Source organism: Acinetobacter sp. BEC1-S18-ESBL-01 (assembly GCF_014169935.1).
GTDB classification, from domain to species: Bacteria; Pseudomonadota; Gammaproteobacteria; order Pseudomonadales; family Moraxellaceae; genus Acinetobacter; species Acinetobacter pittii.
The window spans coordinates 3,506,154-3,528,086 of the sequence record NZ_AP022302.1 but is presented as its reverse complement, the minus strand read 5'-3'; the positions used below and the strand labels follow the sequence as shown (position 1 = coordinate 3,528,086).

Genomic DNA, 21,933 nt, shown 5'->3' with positions numbered 1-21,933 from the left:
CCTAATGAGATGAACGAGGTTCGAATGAAGCAAAGGCTTCTGCCAATTGCTGATACGCTTCTTTTTCTTTTTCAGAATTTGCAGGGGGGAATACAATATTTAAATTTAAATACAGATGCCCTGGCGTTTTATTTGGTATCCCTTTGTCTTTTAAACGTAGCTGTTGTCCTTGTTTTGCATTTTTAGGTAAATTGACATTTAAAGGCCCTGCTGGTGTTTTCACTTCAATACCTTGACCTAATGCTGCTTCCCATGGAGCTACATCTACAGTCAGATACACATCACTGCCTTCGACATGAACACGGTCTGTATCTTTATACTGGATTTCAATATAAAGATCGCCGTTAGCACCACCATTAATCCCACTTTGGCCTTGCCCACTTAAGCGGATTTGCTGACCTTCTTTCATGCCTTTTGGTATTTTTACCTGCAAGGTTTTGCGTTGAACTTCAGGCTCACCATAAGCATTCATGGTTGGAATTTGCAGAGTAATTTGCTGGGTTGAACCATGATAGGCAATATCAAGATCAACCTCTATGCTGGCATGTTGATCTTCACCGCGATAACTACGTTGTTGTCTTTGATATTGTTGTTGCCCACCGCCAAAACCCGCACCAAAGCGACCAAATAAATCTTCAAAACCGCTAAAGTCTGCTTGTTCACCGCCTGTAAAACCTTGGCGATAAAACTGTGCTCCATCAAAACCACCTTGTGCAGCACCTTGACCAAAGTTATTAAAACCTTGAGGATGATCTAACATTTGGTCATATTCGGCTTTTTTATCTGCATTGCTTAATGTGTCGTAGGCAACATTAATGGCCTGCATTTTTTCTTCCGCATCTTTTTCTTTGCTGATGTCGGGATGATATTTACGGGCTAATTTTCGATAAGCTTTTTTAATTTCATCAGCAGAGGCTTTGCGTGTAACCCCTAATTCTTCATAATAATTTTTTGCCATAATGTTTTATCACGATGGTGTTGTTTATTTCATTATGAAACGATTTTTAGAGTTTTCAATAAGCTAGATTGTATAAGAGTTGTTCTATTACGAAATACAGAGCAACATAAAGAGGTATAGAAAAATTAGACTATACCTCTAATGTATTAGATGAAACTCTGATATAAGCCGTAAAGAGCAATAAGTAGAAGTAATAAACCGCACAGACCTAATATTTGGGGATATAAATGACTGTTAGAAAGGCGGCGGAAAAAGATATAAACCAAAGATAATGTGAGGAAGTCTAAAACAATCCATGTCAGCGTAAGTAGGGTTAAACTTAAATTTAACTGAGGGGTAATAGAGACAAATTGCGGAAAGAAAGCCGAGAAAAAGATAATATCTTTTGGGTTTGAAATACCGACAAGAAAACCTTTTTTAAAGCCGCCATTTTGTGCTGAAACTGTTTGTATCGCTTCTGGATGAGGAGCCTGAATCACTTCTTTGAGAATACTAAAACCCAAATAACCAATATATAAGCAGCCTAAAATACGAATGATATTGAGGTAACTATCATTAACGCTTAGTACTCCTTTTAAAACCAGTACTGAAATAAAAATTAAAACAAGGGATGCTAGGTTTGTACCAAAAATGGTTTCCAGTGCTTTTTTATAGCCCCCTTTAAGTCCAGCGCTTGCAACTAAAATCATGACAGGGCCAGGGGTCGCAATCATGATAACTACACTAAAAATAAAGAGAAAATAATCAAAATAATTCATGGTATTTAGGCATCTTATTTATTAGGCTATAAAGTAGCCTTATATTATCCTATTTAAATTAACATGTTGAAAATTATCATCAAAACATACAGGTAAATAAAAAGGCGGTATAACCGCCTTTTTATAAAGTTAAAAGATTAACTTAAATGTTCACCAAATAACGCTAAAGCCTCTTCAGCGGTAAAGGTATATTGCGTATTACAGAACTGACAGTCCATACGAATCGGGTTCTGATGTTCTAGGGTTTCATGAACAGCGTCTACACCAATTTGAATCAGGGCATTTGCACAGCGTTCTTTTGAACATGTACAGCCAAATTTTAATGCTTCAATTTCTGGTAAACGAACTTCTTCTTCGTTGTATAAACGATATAAGATTTCATTTGCATCTAAATTGGTAAGCTCTTCAGCTTTTAATGTTTCGGTCAACATCGTCAAACGTGGCCATAAATCTTCATCGACCAAGTTTTGCTCTTCTTCATCATGACGTGGTAAGAGTTGAATCAGTAAACCGCCAGAACGCTTATCTGTACTTGCCAACACAATACGAGTTGGAATTTGTGCAGATAAATCATAATATTGCATCAAGCAACCCGCTAAAGTCACTTGATCAAGCGGCACGATCCCTTGATAACGTTCGCCAAATTCCGGTTCAATGTTAATAAATAAAACTGGATTAACTAAAGCGCCAAGAACTGTGCTGCTGTCTGTTGCTTCAACAAAGCGAGGGTCGGTCTCATAGTCCGCTAAAGCACGAACCTCTCCTAAATGATTACATTCAGCCATCGCCCATTTGAAGGTGCCGCTAGCCTGGATTTGCAAGCTGATACGGCCTTTGATTTTTAGTGTACTTGCAAGTAATGCAGTCGCACTCAACATTTCACCTAGCAGAATTTTAACCGCAGGCATATAGTCACGTTGAGCTAAGATAGTTTGTAGGGCTTCTTCTAGATGAACTACTTCTCCACGTACTGGAAAGTTCTCTATATAAAAGCGTTGGCGTAAATCAGACATAATATTCTCCAGGGCCCTAAGCAGAGTATAACTATTTCGTTTTAATCAAGCTCAGGAAATGCAGCTAAGCCGCAAGCCGGACAGGGGCAGCTTTGTGCCCATTGTCCAATTATTTAGGCAATGTGAATAAGTCCTTAATATAGCCATTTTCTGAAATCTCAAGTTATTCTAGATGATCTCTTGTAATGTCGATGCGATTTGGTTGTAAATGACGCTTTAAATTAACATCATGTTTTGATGTAGCCTGTTGCTGCGCATCACTTTCAAACAAATGTTCAAGCTCGGCTAAGGCATTACGATGTGTTTCAAAAATCTTCTGTTCATCAGTATAAATACTTTGCTGCTGTATGAGCAATTTCTCATCATAATCCCGAAAGATTTCGATATTGTTATAGGCTTGTTCATCAGAGATCCCAAGTTCTCGTAAAGCACGATAAGCCATTCCTAATGAAGATAAATACGTTTCACGCCAAATGTATTCAACACCTAAATCTCTTAAAAGATGGACATGGTGGCGGTCACGAGCACGAGCCAACAGCTTTAAGTTTGGATAATTTAATCTAAGATGACGCGCGACATTCATAGAGTCTTCAACATCATCAATCGCTAAAATAAATACTTTAGCTTTTTCAATACCGGCAGAACGCAGTAAATCGGGCTGGGTCACATCGCCATAATAGAGCTTACCGCCGTAGCGACGAACAAAGTCCACTTGATGAAGATTGTTGTCGATTGCAGTAAAGCCTAAATGTTGTAGGCGGGCAATACGCGCGATGATTTGTCCAAATCGACCAAAACCGGCAATGATAATCGGGTTATCCTGCTGTGGAATTTCGTCATATTCAGGTGGACGTTCTTTATTAAACAAAGGAATGATCTGAGTTGCCATAATCCAGTAAATTACTGGAGTAAGTACCATCGACAATGTTACGATCAGGGTCACGGGTTCTAATATAGCTTGAGTTAAAACCTTCTCACTTTTTGCAAGACTCAAAATTACAAAAGCAAATTCTCCACCTTGTGCCAAGCAAGTACCTAAAAGCAAACTGTTATTCCAACTGTATTTTTTATAGCGAGCAATAGCGGTCAATATCAGCGTTTTGATGAGCAATAAGCCGACTGCACCACCAATAATAAGCAAAGGCATTTCAATGAGCAGTGACAGCTGTGTGGTCATGCCGACGGTCATAAAGAATAAGCCAAGCAATAAACCTTTAAATGGTGCAATGCTCGCTTCAACTTCGTGGCGAAATTCTGAATCTGCTAATAATACACCTGTGAGGAATGCACCTAATGTAGTGCTAATTCCTAAGGTATCCATAAGCAAGACAACAGCAAGAATAATAAATAATCCTACTGCTGTAATAAGTTCAGTCGCTCCACTTTTGGCAACAAAACGGAAGAATGGACGCATCACATAGCGACTAAACAGAAATAGACCAGTAAACGTTGCAATGATAGCCGCAAAATAAGCCACCCCATGATGGGTTGATTCTGTTCCTGCCAATAATGGAATAATGGCAAGTAAGGGAATAGCCGCTATATCTTGGAAAAGTAAAATGGAAAAAGACTGCTGACCATAAGTCGTATTGAGTTGCTGCTTTTCGGTCAGAAGTTGTAATACAAAAGCTGTAGAAGAAAGCGCAAGGGCAAAACCAATCACAAAGCTGACAGAAAGCTGCTGTTGAAAGAGTAATAGTACGATCAGCATAAGAATAGCCCCACTAATGAGGACTTGCAGACTTCCCATTACAAAAATAGAGTCACGCATTTCCCATAAACGTTGGGGGCGTAACTCTAAGCCGATTAAGAACATCAATAAAATGACACCGAATTCGGCAAGTTCCATAATTGCTTCAGGGTCATGTGCAATATTTAAAACACTAGGACCCAGAAGTATTCCTGTAAATAAATAACCTAAAACTGTTGCTATCCCTAGGCGTTTGCCAAGAGGGACTAAAATCAGAGAAGCTCCAAGAAAAATTGTTGCTTGCAGTAGGAATGACATTCATTGCCTCGAATGTATTAGTCTCTTTTAAGTGTAAAGCCAAAAAGGCTTCTTCACACCATGATATTCAAGCCATCTAATTAAATTCTTGAGGATCAACATCAATTGATAGCCTAAGTTGATGCTGCCTTGGTGCATGAACCAATTGTGACCACCATTGTCTTAAGTAAAAATGGAGGCGAGCACGGTCAGCAGATAAAATCACCATGTGGGCGCGGTAGCGTCCAGCTTTACGCTCCATAGGGGCTGGAATTGGCCCCCAAATATCAACAATGTCACCTGCCACTTGACGAAGTTGCTCAGCAGCTTCATTTAAAAAATGTAAGGTATAGTCACGATCTTTGGATTCTGCACGTATCAGTACTGCATAACGGTAAGGTGGCAGCAATGCGACTTTACGTTCCGCAAGAGTCTGTTTAGCAACCGCTCGATAATCTTTTTCGATGAGTGTGGTGAGTAATGGATGGTCAGGTCTTAAGGTTTGTAAATAAACATGGCCTTTATGTTCACCACGGCCTGCACGACCAGCGACTTGTACAATTAACTGCGCAGTACGTTCTGGTGCGCGAATATCAACACTAAGTAACCCAGCATCAATATCTAGAATAGCAACCAAAGTTACATGTGGGAAATGATGGCCTTTAGCCAGCATTTGAGTGCCAAGCAAAATTGTTGGTTTGTTTTGATGAATACGATCATAGATTTTTTGCCAGCTACCGACACGACTGGTACTGTCACGATCAACCCGAATCACATCATAGTCTGGAAATAGTTCTTGTAAGTGCTCTTCGACCTTAGCCGTTCCAGCACCTAAGGTTTTTAGGCTTTTTTGCTGGCATTCAGGGCAGTGATCGGGTAAGCGATGAACAGTACCGCAGTGGTGGCAGTGTAAATAAGAATAAGGCTGAGTGTGCAACGTAAAATGCGCATCACAATGCGGACAATTTGCTTGCCAGCCACAGCTTTCACACACCAGTACAGGTGCATATCCACGACGGTTTAAAAAGATTAAAACCTGTTCTTTTCTAGCTAATGTATGTTTGATTTGTTCAATAAGGGGCTGGCTAATTCCATGCTGTTTTTTGACAATTTTAAGGTCAATCAAATGCATTTTAGGCAAAAGTGCATGTCCAGCACGTTTGTTGAGTTGCAGTGCAGTTAATTTGCCAGTTTCGACTAAATAATAACTATCTATGCTTGGAGTTGCTGAACCTAAAATAACAGGGCAGCTTTGTAAGTGACCTCGATAAAGAGCGACATCACGTGCATGGTAGCGGAAGCCTTCTTGCTGTTTATAAGAGAGATCATGTTCTTCATCTAAGATGATGAGGCCCAAACGTGGCAGTGGCGTATAGATGGCAGAGCGCGTTCCTAAAATAATAGATGCTTTGCCAGTCTGGGCCTGTTGCCATGCCTGCAAGCGTTTGGAGTCATTTAAGCCCGAGTGTAATAGAGCAATATCACAGTTAAAACGCGACTTAAAGCGAGAAATCGTTTGAGGGGTTAGACCAATTTCTGGGACTAACACCAGTACTTGTTTCCCTTGCTTTAACACCTCGTGCATGATGTGCAGATAAACTTCAGTTTTACCACTTCCTGTTAAACCATCTAATAAAAAGGCTTGGTATTGATGCTGTGCGTTTACGACGTGCTGAGTTGCTTTCTTTTGGTCTTCATTTAGGGTGAGCGGCATTTGTGCCAATTGAACAGGCGATGGGCTAAAGTCATGTGGTTCAAGCGTACAGTCAACCAGTCCTTTCTTTTGAAGTGCTTTAAGCGTAGCCGTTTCTACACCACTTAAATTAAGAATATTCTCTGTAGTTCCGGCAGGGTGTAACTTTAAAATTTGATATGCGTCTTGTTGCTTAACAGAACGTTTAAGAAGCGCTTCAACATTATCACATGGCGTGATTTTCCAAAGATGGAACAAAACATCCATTGGTTTGCCTTGACGCAATAATGCAGGTAGGGCGGTTTGCATGACCTCGCCAATTGGAAATTGGTAATACTGAGCTGACCATGTCAATAAACTTAAAACTTGTTCATCTAAAATAGGTTCTTCATCTAAAAGGTCAGAAATGGCTTTAAGCTGAAAGGTGCCTGTAAACGATTCACTTGGGTCAACTTTTTCAGTAATGATGCCAATCAGATTTTGGCGTCCAAATGAAATAGCGACGCGTGAGCCTACATGAGCCCGTTCATATTGTGCTTGGGTGAGTGTATAGTCAAAAGTGTCGTACAGATGTACAGGTACGGCTACACGCACACGATAAACAACTGAATCAGGCTTTGGCGTTATGGTCATAGAGGCTCATTTCGTCAATTTTAAAAAACGGCATAGCGTCGTGAAGAGGACTTGGGTATTCTACACAGGCTATAGAACGAATATGAATGATTGCGTAGCATAGATGCAACAGCAGCGACTATTATTTTTGGAAAATTAGAACATTACCATGCCTGCATATCAATTTACTGCCATTGATGCTTCAGGGAAGCAGCAAAAAGGGGTGCTTGAGGGAGACTCAGCGCGCCAGATTCGCCAACAATTACGCGATAAAGCATGGACACCAATTAGCGTTGACCCTGTTGAACAAAAAGATAAACATCAGAGTCAGGGGTTATTCCAAAAAAAGTTCAGTGCTTACGATTTGGCGCTCATGACCAGACAACTTTCGGTCTTGGTTGCCGCTGCTATTCCACTTGAAGAAGCTTTGCGCGCCGTGAGTAGGCAAAGTGAAAAAACACATGTGCAAAATCTTTTATTATCTGTGCGTTCTCGAGTCTTAGAAGGGCATTCACTCGCACAAGGTATGCAGCAATCTGGACGGTTTCCTGACCTTTATATTGCAACGGTGGCGGCTGGCGAACGTTCGGGACATTTAGATCTCATTTTAGATCAGCTTTCGGATTACACCGAAAACCGCTTTGCTATGCAAAAGAAAGTTCAGGGCGCCATGATTTATCCAATCATTTTAATGCTGATGTCTTTTGGTATTGTGATGGGCTTAATGACTTATGTTGTGCCAGAGATTGTAAAAACTTTTGATCAAAATAAAGATGCTTTACCGTGGATTACAGTCGCTTTAATGAAAGCCAGTGATTTTATTCGTCACGCGTGGGTGTTCATTATTCTTTTTGCAGTGGTGGGTGTTATTGCATTCGTACGGTTTTTAAAAACCACTGCTGGACATTATGCTTTTGATCGATTAACACTCAAATTGCCATTATTCGGTAAACTATCACGTGGTATTAATGCTGCACGATTTGCCAGTACCTTATCTATTTTGACCCGTTCAGGTGTGCCTTTGGTCGATGCCTTAAAAATTGGTGCTGCTGTGACCAACAACTGGGTCATCCGCGATTCAATTGCTCATGCGGCTGAGCGAGTGACAGAGGGGGGTAACTTAGGTACGCAACTGGAGCGCAGTGGTTATTTCCCACCAATGATGGTACAAATGATTCGAAGTGGAGAGGCATCAGGCGAGCTTGACAGGATGTTAGAACGAGCATCGACCATGCAAGACCGTGAGGTGACGACATTTATTTCAACCTTACTGGCATTACTTGAACCGCTTATGCTGGTTTTAATGGCAAGCATTGTACTGGTTATTGTAATCGCGGTTATGCTGCCAATCGTAAATATGAACAATATGATTTAATAACTTTGATATTAGAGATAATGATGAAAGTAAAAAATATTCAAAGCGAAACAGCGATGGAACAACATAGTGAATCTGCGGTTTCAAATCAGTTTGAGCCAACGTGCCATTCCGAGCATAGCTCTCTATCAGATGTTTGCTCCTCAAGCACAGCTTTCGGACTTGCGGCACGTTCGAGCGGTGCTCGAATGAAACGTGCCTCAGGCTTTACCCTCATTGAAGTCATGGTCGTAATTGTAATTTTAGGTGTGTTAGCAGCTTTAATCGTACCAAATGTCATGGGGCGTAGTGAAAAAGCTAAAATTGATACGACTCAAATTGCATTAAAGGGTGTGGCGGGTGCTTTAGATCAGTACAAGCTAGATAATGGTCATTTCCCAACCATGCAAGAAGGTGGGTTAGATGCTTTGGTTAACCAGCCTGCTACAGCGAAAAACTGGATGCCAGGTGGTTATGTAAAAGGTGGTTATCCTAAAGATAGTTGGAAAAACGATATTCAATATGTCATTCCTGGGGCAGATGGTCGAGCTTTTGACTTGTACTCATTTGGAGCAGATGGCAAAGAAGGCGGTGAAGGTAATGATGCAGATATTTATTATCAACCTTAATTAAAATGTAATGGAGATTATCAATTCAGTTAAACAGTTAAAATGATAATACGAATTGATAATCTCTCTCAATCAGTAAAATATAATAACTAACTGAAAAATATAAACTAAAGTTAATGTCAATATTTGAGATTTATAATAAGAATTATTCCCATATTTAATAGTTACAAGAAAGTTAAAATGTAGAGAAAAATAAGCTATATATTTAAATGAAAGCTTTGCATAATAAATAAAAAGCACTTTATTCAATTAAAAGGAGAGATTAAATGAAAGCATTTCTCATAGTAGATGAACTGACTCAGTTTCATTGGGTAATGCTCAAGTCTGTCCTATTGATTTTGGGTTTATTGCCGATTGCTGAAGTGTCATTAAAGTTATGGCTGAGTACAGAGGGAAGTAGCCAAATCATGATTGGTTTCTTCGCGTTAAGTATTGCGAGCGCATGGTTAATGGTGAGCTTCTTTACAGCATTAAAAGCGAGCGTCTGGCAAGCTAAACAAATATCTACTCAATATGAGCAATTCCTTTTTAAAGCTTATCGTTATGTACCTATGGTCTTTTTATCAAGTTTAGTTGCATATTTATCTCTGCAACTATCGATAGCTTTTTAATAACATTTTAAAAACAAATTTTTAGATAAAACGTAGACTCAACTTCTACGTTTTATTTTTTAACTGGACTTAAAAGCAGGATGTTTCTTCATTTGTACATATTATATGCTTCAAATCAGCAACTTAAGAAAATGAGAAATATGAAATGGAACAAATCGAGTGGAATGATTTTTTTAAAGTAGAGCTGCGTGTTGGTAAAATTATTCAAGCTGAGGTTTTTGAAAAGGCGCGTAAACCTGCTTATATTTTACATATAGATTTTGGTGAAGAATTGGGTGTGCGTAAATCAAGTGCGCAGATTACTAAGCTTTATCAGCCACAAGATTTGTTGGGTAAATTAGTCGTTGCTGTAGTGAATTTCCCTAAAAAACAAATAGGGCCTATTCAGTCAGAATGTTTGGTGACAGGATTTCATAATGCAGATGGCGATGTCGCACTTTGTATCCCAGAGTTTGAAGTGCCTCTGGGTACAAAGTTATTGTAGATTAGCGACGAGATTTAAAAGAAACGTCAACTTTACGCGGACGATAAACCCAACCTAAAATCAGCAGTAAGACCGCGAATCCTAAAATTGGATAATCACCTAAACGGTTATAAAGAGTTTGGCCTTGCATAGCAGGTAAATCGCCTCTCAAGACAAACTCTTTATCGATTGGTGCTTGTTCAGTGATATGACCATTTTGATTAATAAACGCTGTTACACCTGTGTTGGTTGCACGAATAAACCAGCGGCCATTTTCTTTAGCGCGCATCTGCACCATTTGTAAATGTTGCCAAGGCCCAGCAGTGCCCGTAAACCAAGCATCATTCGATACAGTTACCAAGAAGTCGCTGTCTTCCGCATTACGTCTTGTCAGGTTGGGGTAAGCCACTTCATAACAAATTGCAGCAGCAAGTGCATGCCCTTTAATTAAGAGGGGCTTCTGGTCACTCTCACCACGTGTAAAACCGCTCATGCTGATATCATTTTGCATGGCTGGTAACACCCAAGAGAGTAAACCTGAAAGAGGGATGTATTCACCAAATGGAACAAGACGCTGCTTTTTATAGAGTCCACTTGAATCACTGCCAGAAGCCATAATACTGTTGTAATATAGTGGGCTACCAACTTGATGTGATTTTGCAACATCCCAGTAGGGAATTCCGGTTACCCAAGCTGTATGGTTCTTTTTCGCTTGTGCATCCATTGCATCCAAAAACGGTTCAATGTCGGTTTGGAAGAGCGGAATTGAAGACTCAGGCCATACAATCAGGTCACGGCCCCATTCAGATTTTGTCAAGCCAGCATAAATTTCTAATGTTCTAACTTGATATTCAGTCAGCCATTTTAAATCTTGTGGAATATTACCTTGAATGAGTGAAACGCTAAGTGGTTTAGCAGTTTTAGGTTTTACAAACTGTATATATGATGCTCCCCATGCACCCAAAACCAATAGGGCAGAAGGGATAACCCAAAAAATACGTTTACGAAGAACTTCGACTAAGGCACATGCTAATACAATGACGACGAAGGAAATTGCATAAATACCAAATAGCGGTGCATAACCATCGAGTAAGCGTTCAGTAAAAGCGTAACCTACAAACAACCATGGGAAACCTGTAAATACCCAAGTTTTTGCCCATTCGAAAACAATCCAAAGTGGGGCAAAAGTAAGTGGCGTTTCAGGGAAGAATCGTCGGTAAACCCATGTCTGAAATGCTGTAAATAAACCCATGACAAGGGCCATAACAGCGATCATACACACGCTTAGAAATGCATTGGTATCGCCATATACATGGATGGAAGTATAGAGCCAGAAAGCGCCTACAAACCATAAACCAAAGCCATAGCTCCAACCAATAGCAAAGGCTTGTTTAGCTGAGCGCTTATGTAATGTTGCATAGAGTAGGGCTGGAGATAAAATTGCCAACCACCACCAATAATAAGGTGCCAGTGAAAAACCGAACACGGCACCTGAAAATAAAGCAATGAGTAAAGGAAAAATTAAAGGAAGCTGTTTTTGTTGTTGCGAAGAATCTAACAGCTTTTCAAAGTATGCTCTCATTGACGTACAGCTCGAATCAGATGAATAGTGCGGGCATCTGCTTCAACAATTGTAAATAACCAATTTCCAAGCTCAACAGTTTGACCTTGTAAATCACTTACCAGACCAATCTCTTGAAGCAATAAACCGCCGACAGTTTCTACTTCATCGTCAGAAAAATCAGCATCTAAAACAGTATTGAAATGTTCGATTGGTGTAAGTGCTTGCACCATCCACGCATTTGCTACCGTATGGTCATTGTCAGGAACAATGTACTGAGCATCTTCATCGACCGTGTCGTGCTCATCTTCAATTTCACCAACGATCTCTTCAAGAATATCTTCAAGCGTAACGAGACCGGCTGTTGATCCATATTCATCAATCACAATCGCAATGTGAGTCTGAGTATGTTTTAACATGCGTAGTACTTGATCGGAACGTGCACTTTCAGGAACAAATAACGGTTGGCGCATAAGAACTCGAATATCGACTTTGGTATTCGGTTCAGTTAGAAACGGCAACAAATCTTTTGCGAGCAAAATCCCGACAACATTGTCCGGCTGATCGGCAGAGAAGACTGGAAAGCGTGAGTGAGCAGACTCAACCAGTACATCAAGAATATCAAGTAATTGATCATCTTCTTGTAAACTGATCATTGCTGTTCGTGGCGTCATGACTTCACGAATTTTTGTAGCTGGAAGGTCAAGAACGCCTTCAAGCATAGCAACAGTATCGGGTTCTAAAAAGCGGCGTGAATTTTGGACTAATTTTAATAATTCATCACGGGTTTCTGGCGCTGTACCTAACCATTTTCGTAAGCCTCGCATTCCCCACGACGGACTTGGTTCCTCTTGCATGATCTTTCCTAAAGACTCAATGTATCAAATGAATACACAGATCATACCGAAGAAAAGATGCTTATGCATCTATAAAACAAGCTAAAAGACAAAACGTATATTGTTATGTAAAAGCCAGTTACAGTTAACAGCTCAGTAATTTGTTTATGCTAAAATGTGAAAATTCTATTTGTTCGAGTTTGTTATGTCAGAGCAACCCATTTCACCTACTGTACAACTCAATACGCGTGGTTTACGTTGTCCGGAACCTGTCATGATGTTGCATCAAGCCATCCGCAAATCTAAGTCTGGGGATGTGGTTGAAGTCTTCGCAACAGATAATTCGACCTCGTGGGATATCCCTAAGTTTTGTATGCATTTAGGCCATGAGTTGTTGTTGCAAGAAGAACGCTTAGATGAAAATGGTCATAAAGAATTTCATTATTTAGTGAAGAAAGGTTAATAGAATAATAAGGCTTCTAATAAAGAAGATTAGAAGCCATGAATAATTCAACTTTAATTTGAAATGATAATTTTTTACAAATAAGAATCGTTATATAATTTATAAAATTAAGCATATAAATGACGTATAAAAATGAATGATTATTTTGTGAAACGAAGCTTATTAATCTGTCTTTGGTTTTTCACTATTGCTGGTTTATTACATTTAGAGATCACTTGGCTATCTGAAACTGTTGCTATCATTATTATATCTATTCTTATTATTTTAGGTTCAATTCTACTCGGTTATAGAAATACATATTTTGCTCCTGAACCAAAGATAAAGATGAGTTTGATCTTGCATACAAGGTTTCTCGGGCTGATGTTAATTCTTGATTTATTATTTGGTAAATCGGTTTGGTACTACGATTTAGCGCGAAACTTTGGTTTTCTTGGCTTATTTTTATTGGGCACATTTATTTTCTATAAAAAGAATTTTAATTTAAACGTAGCAAAAATACCGCCTTTTCAATAAGTGGATACTAATAAAAAAGCCCCGAATAATCGGGGCTTTTTTATTACATATTAGGGTAGTTTGGACCACCGCCGCCTTCAGGCGTTACCCATGTGATGTTTTGAGATGGGTCTTTAATATCACAAGTCTTACAGTGAACACAGTTCGCTGCGTTAATCTGGAAGCGTTTAGAACCATCATCATTTTCCATGATTTCGTAAACACCAGCTGGGCAGTAGCGCTGTGCAGGCTCATCCCATTTTGGTAAGTTCACATTCACTGGAATTGAAGGATCAGTAAGCTTCAAGTGAGCTGGCTGATTTTCTTCATGTACAGTGTTTGAGATAAATACTGAAGATAAACGGTCAAATGTAAGTTTGCCATCCGGTTTTGGATAGTTTGGCTTAAAGCTTGTTGCATCAACAGTTTTCAATGCAGCAAAGTCTTGCTTCAAGTCATGTAAAGTGAATGGCACTTTAAAGACATTCTGGTCGATAAAGTTAAATGCACCACCCATCCATTGACCAAATTTATGCATCGCTGGGCCAAAGTTACGAGAGTTATAAAGCTCTTCTTTTAACCAGCTGTTGTTAAATTTGTCAGTGTATGAAGTCAATTCTTTAACGAATAAATCTTCGCCTTCAGTAACACGTGCAATCGCAAGATCACCGCCTTTTTCTACACCCGCAGCAATTGCTTCAAATACAGCTTCACCACATAACATGCCTGATTTCATGGCAGTGTGTGAGCCTTTGATTTTTGCAAAGTTTAAGAAACCTGCATCATCACCAATCAAGCAACCGCCCGGGAAAGTTAATTTAGGAAGAGAGTTGAAACCGCCTTTCACTACCGCACGTGCGCCGTAAGAAATACGTTTACCACCTTCTAAATACTGTTTAATCAGTGGGTGAGTTTTCCAGCGCTGCATTTCCATAAATGGATACATGTGTGGATTTTCATAAGACAAGTCCACAATCATGCCCAAAGTAACTTGGTTGTTTTCAGCGTGGTATAACCACCAGCCACCTGAAGAAGCTGTTTCTGCTAAAGGCCAACCTGCACCGTGCATGACTAAGCCCGGTTTATGTTTTGCTGGGTCAATTTCCCAAAGCTCTTTAATCCCGATACCGTAGTGCTGAGGATCAGCATCTTTATCAAGGTTGTATTTCGCAATTAGGCGTTTTCCTAAGTGACCACGGCAACCTTCAGCGAAGAGGGTATACTTAGCGTGAAGCTCATAGCCTGGAGTAAAGTTATGCGTTGGTTCGCCATCTTTACCAATACCCATGTCGCCTGTTTGAATACCTTTTACAGTACCGTCTTCATGGTAAAGTACTTCAGATGCAGCAAAGCCAGGGAAGATAGAGACTTCTAATTCTTCAGCTTTTTGACCTAACCAGCGAACTACGTTTCCTAAAGAGATCACATAGTTACCATCGTTATGCATGGTTTTAGGAACCATCCAGTGAGGTACTTCTTTAGAAGTGGTGTCTGAAAGTAAGAAGAAAGTTTTGTCTTCAGTTACAGGGACATTAAGAGGCGCGCCTTCTTCTTTCCAGTTTGGGAAAAGTTCATTGATGGCACGTGGCTCAAGCACAGCACCAGACAAGATATGCGCACCTACTTCAGAGCCTTTTTCAACTACACAAACAGAAAGATCGGGTAAGTTTTTTTCAATCGCTAATTGACGGATCTTAATCGCAGCAGATAGACCTGCAGGTCCTGCACCTACGATGACAACGTCAAACTCCATCGATTCACGTTCGATGTGTTCCATGTAGGACTCCTCAATACTTAAAGGTGGCAACCGTCATATTCAGATAATTCGGTGCTGCCGTGAGTGTTTTAATCCATAGGCGCAAATATGCTATTGTGCCTTTTATCGTTTGGGCTAGTATAGTTTTAAACCATGATCTAGCCAATTGGCTGAGTCGTAACATTTTTTCGTCAGCAAGGCATAAACTATGGTAAATCAAAATAATTCACCATCGGATATGGGAAAAATACCGTTATCTGATGATAAAAACTTAATGAACATTGCACAATACTTAAAAGGTGTACAGCAAAGTCACAAAAGGTCAATTCCACCTTTAGAGCAGTGGCATCCAAAGCATTGCGGCAAAATGGATTTGACGGTGAAATCCAATGGAGAATGGTGGCACGAAGGTCAATTAATCAAGCGCCAAGCTCTATTAGATCTGTTTACCAAAGTCCTATGGAAAGAAGAAGGCAAATTCTACCTGAAAACCCCTGTAGAACAAATTGAAATCGAAGTTGAAGATGAACCTTTATTAGTCAATCAGGCAGATCAGGTCGAAATTTCAGGTGAGCAATTTTTACAACTGACCACCACTAACCAAGATGTAATTTTGGTTGATGCAGAACATCCTATTTTTATGCGTGAATATGCAGGAGAGTTGCGTCCTTATGTGCATGTCCGTTTTGGGATTAATGCGCTGATTCAACGTCAGGCTTTCTATCATTTGGTGAACTATGGGACACTAATTGAAAACGATAAAGGTGAAACTATTTTAGAGCTAAAAAGTGGTAATTTGCTCTTGCAATTAGGCACTTGAGGTTTAAGCTTTAGGGAGTGAAATTTTCTGACACTTCAGTACAGCTATGACCGCCATACAACCTTTATTTTCCGAGCTAGAACCTATGCCTAAAGCATCAGCAGATGCCCCAATTGGTATTTTTGATTCGGGAATTGGAGGGATGTCAGTTGCAGCAGAAATTGCCAAATATTTACCAAATGAACGTATTGTGTATTATGCCGATACTGCCTACGTTCCTTATGGACCACGCTCGGATGAAGAAATCAGGGAACTCACGGCTCGAGCAGTCGATTGGTTATATCGTCAAGGCTGTAAAATTGCAGTCGTAGCTTGCAATACGGCTTCTGCATTTAGCCTTGATCATTTGCGCGAGCATTATGGAGAACACTTTCCAATTGTAGGGTTGGTTCCAGCATTAAAACCTGCTGTATTACAGACTCGCTCTAAAGTGGTTGCTGTGTTGGCCACACCTGCTACTTTTCGCGGCCAGCTTATTAAAGATGTAGTCGAGAAGTTTGCTGTTCCAGCAGGCGTTAAGGTGATGACTTTAACTAGCCTTGAACTCGTTCCTTGTGTAGAGGCAGGTCAGCAAATGGGTGAGGCATGTTTAAAGGCATTAAAAGAAGTTTTACAGCCCGCCGCTGAGCAAGGTGCCGACTATTTAGTGCTCGGTTGCACGCATTATCCTTTCTTAAATCAAGCAATTCATCATCTTTTTGATAACCAATTCACACTGGTTGATTCTGGATTGGCAGTTGCCCGACAAACAGCCCGTATTTTAATAAAAAATGAGTTATTATGTGACCAAATAGGTCAGAATGTTGCACGTATTGAATGTTATGTCAGCGGTAATAATGCTGAGGCACTGCAACCTGTTTTACAACATTTGATTCCACAAGAGTTAACTTGGACACTTCATAATCTGAACTGATCTTTTAGCATCATTTAGAAACTAGTGTTTTTTAGATTTATTATTTTATTTGGGGCGGTTCATGATCTTGGCTGATATTAAGTTACGGACAGATCATGGGGCGAAAGGGTATTTTTATGCTCGATACACGCTATCAGATTTTTATTTCAACATCCGGCCGCGATATGCAGCCAGAGCGAATGGTTTTGTCTCAAACCTTGGTAGGGATGGGTTTCTTTGCTTGGGGATTAGAACAACGAACACCCCTAACCACTACGCTTGCTCGTCGACAAATTGATGAGTGTGATTATGTAATCCTACTTTTAGGCAGCCAGTATGGAGAGCAGTCGATTGCTGGTGTGAGTTATTTATCTTTAGAATATGAATATGCGTTAAGTCAGGCTAAACCCATTATTGTGTTCATGCATGAGCAGCCTGAAAGTCGTGAAATGCATTTACAAGAAACACATCCACAGCTTAAAGATAAATTTCTCGTATTTAGAAAAAAACTATTACATGAAGCTCAGCACGTATTTTACTTTAAAACGCCACGTGAACTAGAGTTGGCTGTTCGTTTAAATATGCCTTTAATGGTTGAACAACATATGGGGCAAGGTTGGGTGCCTGCTCATCAGGCTCATCACTTAGAAGATGAAATTAAGCTATTAAAAAGTAAAATTTTACAGTTAGAACAGCAATTAACAGAGTCATCAGCTCAAGTAAACGAAGTTGCTCCCCAAGATATTTTTGCATTTGAATATCAAATTCAAGCATTTCAGGATGGGAATTTTAAAGAGCTTAAACGACAACGACAAATGACTTGGTCGCAGTTGTTAAGTATATTGGCAAAGCAGTTTGAAACAGCGACACCAGAAGAGAATTTTGGGACATGTTTAAATGAATATTTGAATCAGGCTGGCCTAGAAGATGCTCGTCAGGAGTTACCTCGTGCTCATGCTGTCGCCTGCGCTCAGATTAACCATAAGGCATTGTTTCGGATAAAAAAGCAAATGCAGTCACAGGGCTGGATTGTTCCAACTCAGACTGAACAATCCTATAGCTTATGGAAAGTCACAGCTAAAGCTCAAAAGTTATTACTTAGCTATAAATGGAGCCATCGGGGCATTCGATTAAAAGCTTAGAGCGATTCAATTTATATATGACAATAAAAGCTGTTACATTAGTGACATAAGATGAATTGAAAGGCATTTACACATGTCGTTTGAACAAAAACCGAAAGTTACTGTCATTTTAGCGAATTTAGGTACACCGGATGAGGCCACTGTTCCAGCGGTTCGCCGTTTTCTAAAGCAGTTTTTATCTGATTCACGCGTGATTGAAATACCGAAATTCATTTGGTGGATTATTTTAAATCTGTTTGTTTTACCTTTTCGCCCAAAAAGGGTAGCACATGCCTATGCTTCGGTATGGTCAAAAGATTCGCCCATGCGTGAAATTGTGTTTGAGCAAACTCAACGTATTCAGGCTTATTTGCAGCGAGAAAATAATCAGTTTGATTTAACCGTGATACCAGCGATGACCTATGGTAATCCGGGTATTGACGCAGTTTTAGAAAAACTGGCAGCTAATCCGCAAGAGCATGTCATTTTATTGCCTTTATTTCCTCAATATTCAGCCACTTCTACAGCACCGCTATACGATGCATTTGCCAAGTGGATTCCAGCCCAGCGAAACTTGCCAGGTCTAACAATTATCAAAGACTACTATCAGCATCCAATGTTTATTCAGGCATTGGCAGAAAGTGTTTTAGCTTATCAAGAGCAACATGGTAAGCCTGAAAAACTGTTGATGTCATTTCACGGTATTCCACAGCCGTATGCAGACAAAGGCGACCCGTATGCAGACCGTTGTCGCATTACTGCAAAGTTAGTCGCTGAAGCTTTGCATTTAAAAGATGATGAATGGGCGATTAGCTTCCAATCACGTTTTGGGAAACAAGAGTGGGTTAAGCCTTATACAGACCAACTTTTACAAGATTGGGCGAAGCAAGGCGTTAAGTCAGTACAGGTATTAAGCCCAGCTTTTTCTGCTGATTGCTTGGAAACACTTGAAGAGTTAGCCATACAAAATGCTGAGTTGTTTCAAGAAGCGGGTGGTGGTAGCTATGCTTATATTCCTGCTTTAAATAGCGATCAAGCTCATATTGATTTGCTTGCAGGGTTAGTTCAGGCTAATCTTGATGCCCTTACTTATACCTTAGCCCACCGTTAATTGCGTTTTAGCCAGAGGTTCTTATGCTGCAAGTTAAAATTGTTCCAGTTACTGCATTTGCCCAAAATTGTTCTCTTGTTTGGGACAGTGAAACTAAAGAAGCAGTTTTGATTGATGCGGGTGGTGACGCTTCGGTTTTGAAAAAAGAAGTAGAAGCCTTAGGTTTAAAAGTGAAAGCTCTTTGGCTCACTCATGGGCATTTAGACCATGCAGGAGCAGTGGGTGAACTTGCCAAAGAATGGAATGTTCCAGTTATTGGTCCCCATAAAGAAGATCAGTTTTGGCTAGATATGATTCAGGAAGTTTCAGCACGTTATGGCTTTCCAATTCCACAGCCTGTTAAAGTCGATCAATGGCTTGAAGGCGGTGAAGTGCTAAAACTGGGTGAAGATGAGTTTGAGGTACGTTTTGCGCCGGGTCATACACCAGGACATGTTATTTTCTATAATAAAAATCATGGCTTGCTTTGGACTGGTGATGTCTTGTTTAAAGGCTCAATTGGCAGAACAGACTTTCCGCGTGGAAACCATGATCAGTTGATTGAATCGATTAAACGAGAGTGTTTTAGTTTGCCAGATGATACTCAGTTTATTTCTGGACATGGTCCAATGAGTACCATTGGCTATGAAAAACAATTTAACCCGTTTGTCGCGGGTAAAGCAGGTTAATCCTCGTAATCATCTTCATTTTGACTACCCTTGTTATGCTGAGGCGCATCTTGGGTAGGCAGTCTATATTCATCATTTGCCCAAGCACCTAAATCAATTAATTTACAGCGTTCAGAGCAAAATGGACGAAATTCATTACCTTCCCAAACACTTGGTTCACCACAACGTGGGCAGGGGAATGTACGTGGCATAAAGCGATATCCTCAAAGTGAAGAGAAATAGATTAGGCAAAAGTCAGGTGACTTGTTAGACTTATGCCGATTTTTATTTAGTTTGATGTGATTATGCCGATTCGTCAATTTCAAGCACAACGTATGCAAGCGCCTCGCGATTTTACCCCAATTGAAAATACCCCAATTTGTGTAGAAATTGGAGCGGGCAAGGGTAAACATGCTTTGCTTTTTAGCGGGCAACAGCCGCAGCACACATTGTATGCAATTGAACGAACCCGAGAAAAATTCTTGGCAATGCAAAAACAGCATGGTCTGGAACCAAGAGATAATTTAATTCCTGTACATGCAGATGCTTTACCGTGGGTGGTACATGCACTACATCCTGCTCAAGTTGAACATTTCTTTATTCTCTATCCAAACCCAGAACCCCATAATCCAGCACAGCGCTGGTTGAATATGCCATTTTTTGAGTTTTTAATCTCACGCCTGCAAACAGGGGGAACTATTACTTTGGCAAGTAATATCCCTGAATATATTGAAGAAGCAGAACAACAGTTAATTAATGTCTGGAAGCTGCCTTATCAAAAAGAAAAAATTGCTCAAACATCTGCACGTACTCATTTTGAAATTAAGTATTTAGAACGTGGAGAACTTTGCCAACAGCTTGTGATCACTAAACCTGAAGGTTACAGCACACGTTTTGATGAGTTTGCCCCATTACAAGGTCAAGTGTATGGCGAATAAGCGGGTTGCCATTATTGGTGCAGGTCCGGCTGGTTTAATGGCAGCTGAGGTGTTGAGCCAATATGCTTATGATATTGATGTATACGAGCAGAAACCTTCAGCGGCGCGTAAGTTTCTCATGGCAGGTAAAACGGGGTTAAATATCTCGCATGCCGAACCTTTAGCGCAATTTATTGAGCGCTATGACCGTGTAGAATGGCTCAAACCGTGGGTGGAAAAATGGGATGCAGTCTGGATTCAAAACTGGATGAAAAATCTGGGAATAGAATCTTACGTTGGCACCTCAGGTCGCATTTTTCCTGTCGAAATGAAAGCGGCCCCTCTATTACGTGCTTGGCTAAAACGCTTAGCAGAACAGCAAGTTAAATTCTTTTATCGACATCGTTGTATTACTTTACAAGGTACCTCGGTAACTTTAGAAAATCAAAATAATCAAAGCACTGAAACCTTTACCCAGCAATACGATGCGGTCGTATTGGCTTGTGGTGCTGTGTCTTGGCCACAATTAGGTAGTGATGGTGCATGGCAGCAATGGATGGATCAATCCAATATTGAACCTTTCCAGCCAAGTAATGCAGGTGTACTTCACACTTGGTCAGCTTTTATGGAAAGCTGTTTTGGTGAACCTTTAAAACGTATCAATGCATGGGTTGATCCTAGCCAGATTGCACATGGCGATATTGTGATTACTCACTATGGTTTAGAAAGTGGTGTTATTTATAAACTCGGACGTGCTTTACGAGAACAACAAAAACAAGGGCAAAGCTTAAATTTGTTTTTAGATTTATTGCCTGATGTAGAGTTGTCACAGTTAGTTAAAAAATTACAAGTTAGCAAAAAACAATCGCTCACTAATATCTGGCGTAAAGCAGGCTTAGACACGACCAAGATTAACTTAATTCGAGAAGTGGTTGATAAAGCACTATGGAACCAACCAGAGGCTATGGCTCAGCGAATCAAAGCGCTCCAAATTAAGCTAGAAGGGTTTAGACCCATTGAAGAAGCGATTAGCTGTGCTGGTGGTGTTAAGCAGAATGCACTAACTGAAAGCTTAGAGCTTAAACAAACCTCAGGTGTTTTTTGCTGTGGTGAAATGCTGAATTGGGATGCTCCTACAGGTGGATATTTACTTACAGCATGCTTTGCTACAGGGCGAGCGGCTGGTGAAGGTGTGCATTCTTTTTTAGAAAAATAACAGGATAATTTGGTGCTATGTTT

Annotated in this window: 22 protein-coding genes; 13 read left to right on the top strand and 9 right to left on the bottom strand. The window is 40.2% G+C overall.

What is annotated here, in order from left to right:
- Position 1 precedes the first annotated feature (1 nt).
- The 5 genes from H7R46_RS16775 to H7R46_RS16755 all read right to left on the bottom strand — a co-directional run bounded on the left by H7R46_RS16775 (position 2) and on the right by H7R46_RS16755 (position 7,042).
- On the bottom strand, positions 2 to 958 hold the full coding sequence (locus H7R46_RS16775) for a DnaJ C-terminal domain-containing protein (protein ID WP_005065930.1): 957 nt from the start codon (positions 956 to 958) through the stop codon (positions 2 to 4).
- Between the two features lie 146 nt (positions 959 to 1,104).
- Positions 1,105 to 1,716, bottom strand: coding sequence for a LysE family translocator (locus H7R46_RS16770; protein ID WP_005065933.1), 612 nt, complete (start codon positions 1,714 to 1,716; stop codon positions 1,105 to 1,107).
- 137 nt (positions 1,717 to 1,853) lie between these two features.
- Positions 1,854 to 2,729, bottom strand: coding sequence for an Hsp33 family molecular chaperone HslO (locus H7R46_RS16765; RefSeq protein WP_017481969.1), 876 nt, complete (start codon positions 2,727 to 2,729; stop codon positions 1,854 to 1,856).
- Between the two features lie 163 nt (positions 2,730 to 2,892).
- Positions 2,893 to 4,737, bottom strand: a complete 1,845-nt coding sequence (locus tag H7R46_RS16760) for a monovalent cation:proton antiporter-2 (CPA2) family protein (protein ID WP_005065938.1) — start codon at positions 4,735 to 4,737, stop codon at positions 2,893 to 2,895.
- A gap of 76 nt (positions 4,738 to 4,813) precedes the next feature.
- On the bottom strand, positions 4,814 to 7,042 hold the full coding sequence (locus tag H7R46_RS16755) for a primosomal protein N' (RefSeq protein ID WP_005065939.1): 2,229 nt from the start codon (positions 7,040 to 7,042) through the stop codon (positions 4,814 to 4,816).
- A 148-nt stretch (positions 7,043 to 7,190) separates the two neighbouring features.
- Between H7R46_RS16755 and gspF the strand changes: the two genes are divergently transcribed.
- The 4 genes from gspF (at position 7,191) to H7R46_RS16735 (ending at position 10,099) form a co-directional block, all read left to right on the top strand.
- Positions 7,191 to 8,396 carry a type II secretion system inner membrane protein GspF gene (gene gspF / locus H7R46_RS16750; RefSeq protein ID WP_005065941.1) on the top strand — a complete coding sequence of 402 codons (1,206 nt, stop codon included), beginning with the start codon at positions 7,191 to 7,193 and terminating at the stop codon, positions 8,394 to 8,396.
- Positions 8,397 to 8,419: 23 nt separating this feature from the next.
- Positions 8,420 to 9,004: a type II secretion system major pseudopilin GspG gene (gene gspG / locus H7R46_RS16745; protein ID WP_005065943.1), complete on the top strand. Its 585-nt coding sequence runs from the start codon at positions 8,420 to 8,422 to the stop codon at positions 9,002 to 9,004.
- A gap of 266 nt (positions 9,005 to 9,270) precedes the next feature.
- Entirely contained in the window at positions 9,271 to 9,615 is a 345-nt protein-coding gene (locus tag H7R46_RS16740) for a hypothetical protein (RefSeq protein WP_002114661.1), read from the top strand.
- 145 nt (positions 9,616 to 9,760) lie between these two features.
- The gene (locus tag H7R46_RS16735; protein ID WP_005065945.1) at positions 9,761 to 10,099 is read left to right on the top strand and encodes a tRNA-binding protein; all 339 of its coding nucleotides are present in this window, start codon (positions 9,761 to 9,763) and stop codon (positions 10,097 to 10,099) included.
- Between the two features lies 1 nt (position 10,100).
- On the opposite strand, the gene lnt is transcribed toward H7R46_RS16735, so the two are convergent.
- A complete protein-coding gene (lnt, locus tag H7R46_RS16730; RefSeq protein ID WP_005065947.1) occupies positions 10,101 to 11,660 on the bottom strand; it encodes an apolipoprotein N-acyltransferase in 1,560 nt (519 codons plus the stop codon).
- Positions 11,657 to 12,496 carry an HlyC/CorC family transporter gene (locus H7R46_RS16725; RefSeq protein WP_002114976.1) on the bottom strand — a complete coding sequence of 280 codons (840 nt, stop codon included), beginning with the start codon at positions 12,494 to 12,496 and terminating at the stop codon, positions 11,657 to 11,659. Before H7R46_RS16725 ends, lnt begins: the two co-directional genes overlap by 4 nt.
- A gap of 184 nt (positions 12,497 to 12,680) precedes the next feature.
- Between H7R46_RS16725 and tusA the strand changes: the two genes are divergently transcribed.
- Both tusA and H7R46_RS16715 read left to right on the top strand, forming a co-directional pair.
- On the top strand, positions 12,681 to 12,938 hold the full coding sequence (gene tusA / locus H7R46_RS16720; protein ID WP_002053527.1) for a sulfurtransferase TusA: 258 nt from the start codon (positions 12,681 to 12,683) through the stop codon (positions 12,936 to 12,938).
- Positions 12,939 to 13,070: 132 nt separating this feature from the next.
- The gene (locus tag H7R46_RS16715; RefSeq protein ID WP_005065951.1) at positions 13,071 to 13,451 is read left to right on the top strand and encodes a hypothetical protein; all 381 of its coding nucleotides are present in this window, start codon (positions 13,071 to 13,073) and stop codon (positions 13,449 to 13,451) included.
- 43 nt (positions 13,452 to 13,494) lie between these two features.
- Here the strand turns inward: H7R46_RS16715 and H7R46_RS16710 are convergent, their stop codons facing one another.
- The gene (locus tag H7R46_RS16710) at positions 13,495 to 15,207 is read right to left on the bottom strand and encodes an electron transfer flavoprotein-ubiquinone oxidoreductase (RefSeq protein ID WP_005065953.1); all 1,713 of its coding nucleotides are present in this window, start codon (positions 15,205 to 15,207) and stop codon (positions 13,495 to 13,497) included.
- Between the two features lie 187 nt (positions 15,208 to 15,394).
- On the opposite strand from H7R46_RS16710, the gene H7R46_RS16705 reads away from it, so the two are divergent.
- The 5 genes from H7R46_RS16705 (at position 15,395) to H7R46_RS16685 (ending at position 19,798) form a co-directional block, all read left to right on the top strand.
- Positions 15,395 to 16,006, top strand: a complete 612-nt coding sequence (locus tag H7R46_RS16705; protein WP_002114653.1) for a DUF1285 domain-containing protein — start codon at positions 15,395 to 15,397, stop codon at positions 16,004 to 16,006.
- 46 nt (positions 16,007 to 16,052) lie between these two features.
- On the top strand, positions 16,053 to 16,919 hold the full coding sequence (gene murI, locus H7R46_RS16700) for a glutamate racemase (RefSeq protein ID WP_025469760.1): 867 nt from the start codon (positions 16,053 to 16,055) through the stop codon (positions 16,917 to 16,919).
- A 116-nt stretch (positions 16,920 to 17,035) separates the two neighbouring features.
- Complete coding sequence (locus H7R46_RS16695) at positions 17,036 to 18,040, top strand: DUF4062 domain-containing protein (RefSeq protein ID WP_025469761.1); 1,005 nt, start codon at positions 17,036 to 17,038, stop codon at positions 18,038 to 18,040.
- Between the two features lie 73 nt (positions 18,041 to 18,113).
- Positions 18,114 to 19,130 (top strand): ferrochelatase, encoded by a 1,017-nt coding sequence (gene hemH / locus H7R46_RS16690; RefSeq protein WP_005065964.1) that lies wholly within the window; start codon positions 18,114 to 18,116, stop codon positions 19,128 to 19,130.
- Between the two features lie 23 nt (positions 19,131 to 19,153).
- Entirely contained in the window at positions 19,154 to 19,798 is a 645-nt protein-coding gene (locus H7R46_RS16685; protein ID WP_005065967.1) for an MBL fold metallo-hydrolase, read from the top strand.
- Here the strand turns inward: H7R46_RS16685 and H7R46_RS16680 are convergent.
- A complete protein-coding gene (locus H7R46_RS16680; protein ID WP_002114956.1) occupies positions 19,795 to 19,989 on the bottom strand; it encodes a DNA gyrase inhibitor YacG in 195 nt (64 codons plus the stop codon). The two genes, H7R46_RS16685 and H7R46_RS16680, sit on opposite strands and share 4 nt — an antisense overlap.
- A gap of 87 nt (positions 19,990 to 20,076) precedes the next feature.
- On the opposite strand from H7R46_RS16680, the gene H7R46_RS16675 reads away from it, so the two are divergent.
- Positions 20,077 to 20,715, top strand: a complete 639-nt coding sequence (locus H7R46_RS16675) for an SAM-dependent methyltransferase (protein WP_080630993.1) — start codon at positions 20,077 to 20,079, stop codon at positions 20,713 to 20,715.
- On the top strand, positions 20,705 to 21,910 hold the full coding sequence (locus H7R46_RS16670; RefSeq protein WP_005065974.1) for a TIGR03862 family flavoprotein: 1,206 nt from the start codon (positions 20,705 to 20,707) through the stop codon (positions 21,908 to 21,910). Before H7R46_RS16675 ends, H7R46_RS16670 begins: the two co-directional genes overlap by 11 nt.
- The last annotated feature ends 23 nt before the right edge of the window (positions 21,911 to 21,933 follow it).

Bases quoted from the DNA above. Each gene is read 5' to 3' on its own strand.
- H7R46_RS16685 (WP_005065967.1), top strand. From the start codon at position 19,154: ATGCTGCAAGTTAAAATTGTTCCAGTTACTGCATTTGCCCAAAATTGT.
- tusA (WP_002053527.1), top strand. From the start codon at position 12,681: ATGTCAGAGCAACCCATTTCACCTACTGTACAACTCAATACGCGTGGT.
- H7R46_RS16705 (WP_002114653.1), top strand. From the start codon at position 15,395: ATGGTAAATCAAAATAATTCACCATCGGATATGGGAAAAATACCGTTA.
- H7R46_RS16670 (WP_005065974.1), top strand. From the start codon at position 20,705: ATGGCGAATAAGCGGGTTGCCATTATTGGTGCAGGTCCGGCTGGTTTA.
- H7R46_RS16755 (WP_005065939.1), bottom strand. From the start codon at position 7,042: ATGACCATAACGCCAAAGCCTGATTCAGTTGTTTATCGTGTGCGTGTA.
- lnt (WP_005065947.1), bottom strand. From the start codon at position 11,660: ATGAGAGCATACTTTGAAAAGCTGTTAGATTCTTCGCAACAACAAAAA.
- H7R46_RS16770 (WP_005065933.1), bottom strand. From the start codon at position 1,716: ATGAATTATTTTGATTATTTTCTCTTTATTTTTAGTGTAGTTATCATG.
- H7R46_RS16765 (WP_017481969.1), bottom strand. From the start codon at position 2,729: ATGTCTGATTTACGCCAACGCTTTTATATAGAGAACTTTCCAGTACGT.
- H7R46_RS16715 (WP_005065951.1), top strand. From the start codon at position 13,071: ATGAATGATTATTTTGTGAAACGAAGCTTATTAATCTGTCTTTGGTTT.
- gspG (WP_005065943.1), top strand. From the start codon at position 8,420: ATGAAAGTAAAAAATATTCAAAGCGAAACAGCGATGGAACAACATAGT.
- hemH (WP_005065964.1), top strand. From the start codon at position 18,114: ATGTCGTTTGAACAAAAACCGAAAGTTACTGTCATTTTAGCGAATTTA.
- murI (WP_025469760.1), top strand. From the start codon at position 16,053: ATGACCGCCATACAACCTTTATTTTCCGAGCTAGAACCTATGCCTAAA.
- H7R46_RS16680 (WP_002114956.1), bottom strand. From the start codon at position 19,989: ATGCCACGTACATTCCCCTGCCCACGTTGTGGTGAACCAAGTGTTTGG.
- H7R46_RS16760 (WP_005065938.1), bottom strand. From the start codon at position 4,737: ATGTCATTCCTACTGCAAGCAACAATTTTTCTTGGAGCTTCTCTGATT.
- H7R46_RS16775 (WP_005065930.1), bottom strand. From the start codon at position 958: ATGGCAAAAAATTATTATGAAGAATTAGGGGTTACACGCAAAGCCTCT.
- H7R46_RS16725 (WP_002114976.1), bottom strand. From the start codon at position 12,496: ATGCAAGAGGAACCAAGTCCGTCGTGGGGAATGCGAGGCTTACGAAAA.
- H7R46_RS16695 (WP_025469761.1), top strand. From the start codon at position 17,036: ATGCTCGATACACGCTATCAGATTTTTATTTCAACATCCGGCCGCGAT.
- H7R46_RS16740 (WP_002114661.1), top strand. From the start codon at position 9,271: ATGAAAGCATTTCTCATAGTAGATGAACTGACTCAGTTTCATTGGGTA.
- gspF (WP_005065941.1), top strand. From the start codon at position 7,191: ATGCCTGCATATCAATTTACTGCCATTGATGCTTCAGGGAAGCAGCAA.
- H7R46_RS16710 (WP_005065953.1), bottom strand. From the start codon at position 15,207: ATGGAACACATCGAACGTGAATCGATGGAGTTTGACGTTGTCATCGTA.
- H7R46_RS16735 (WP_005065945.1), top strand. From the start codon at position 9,761: ATGGAACAAATCGAGTGGAATGATTTTTTTAAAGTAGAGCTGCGTGTT.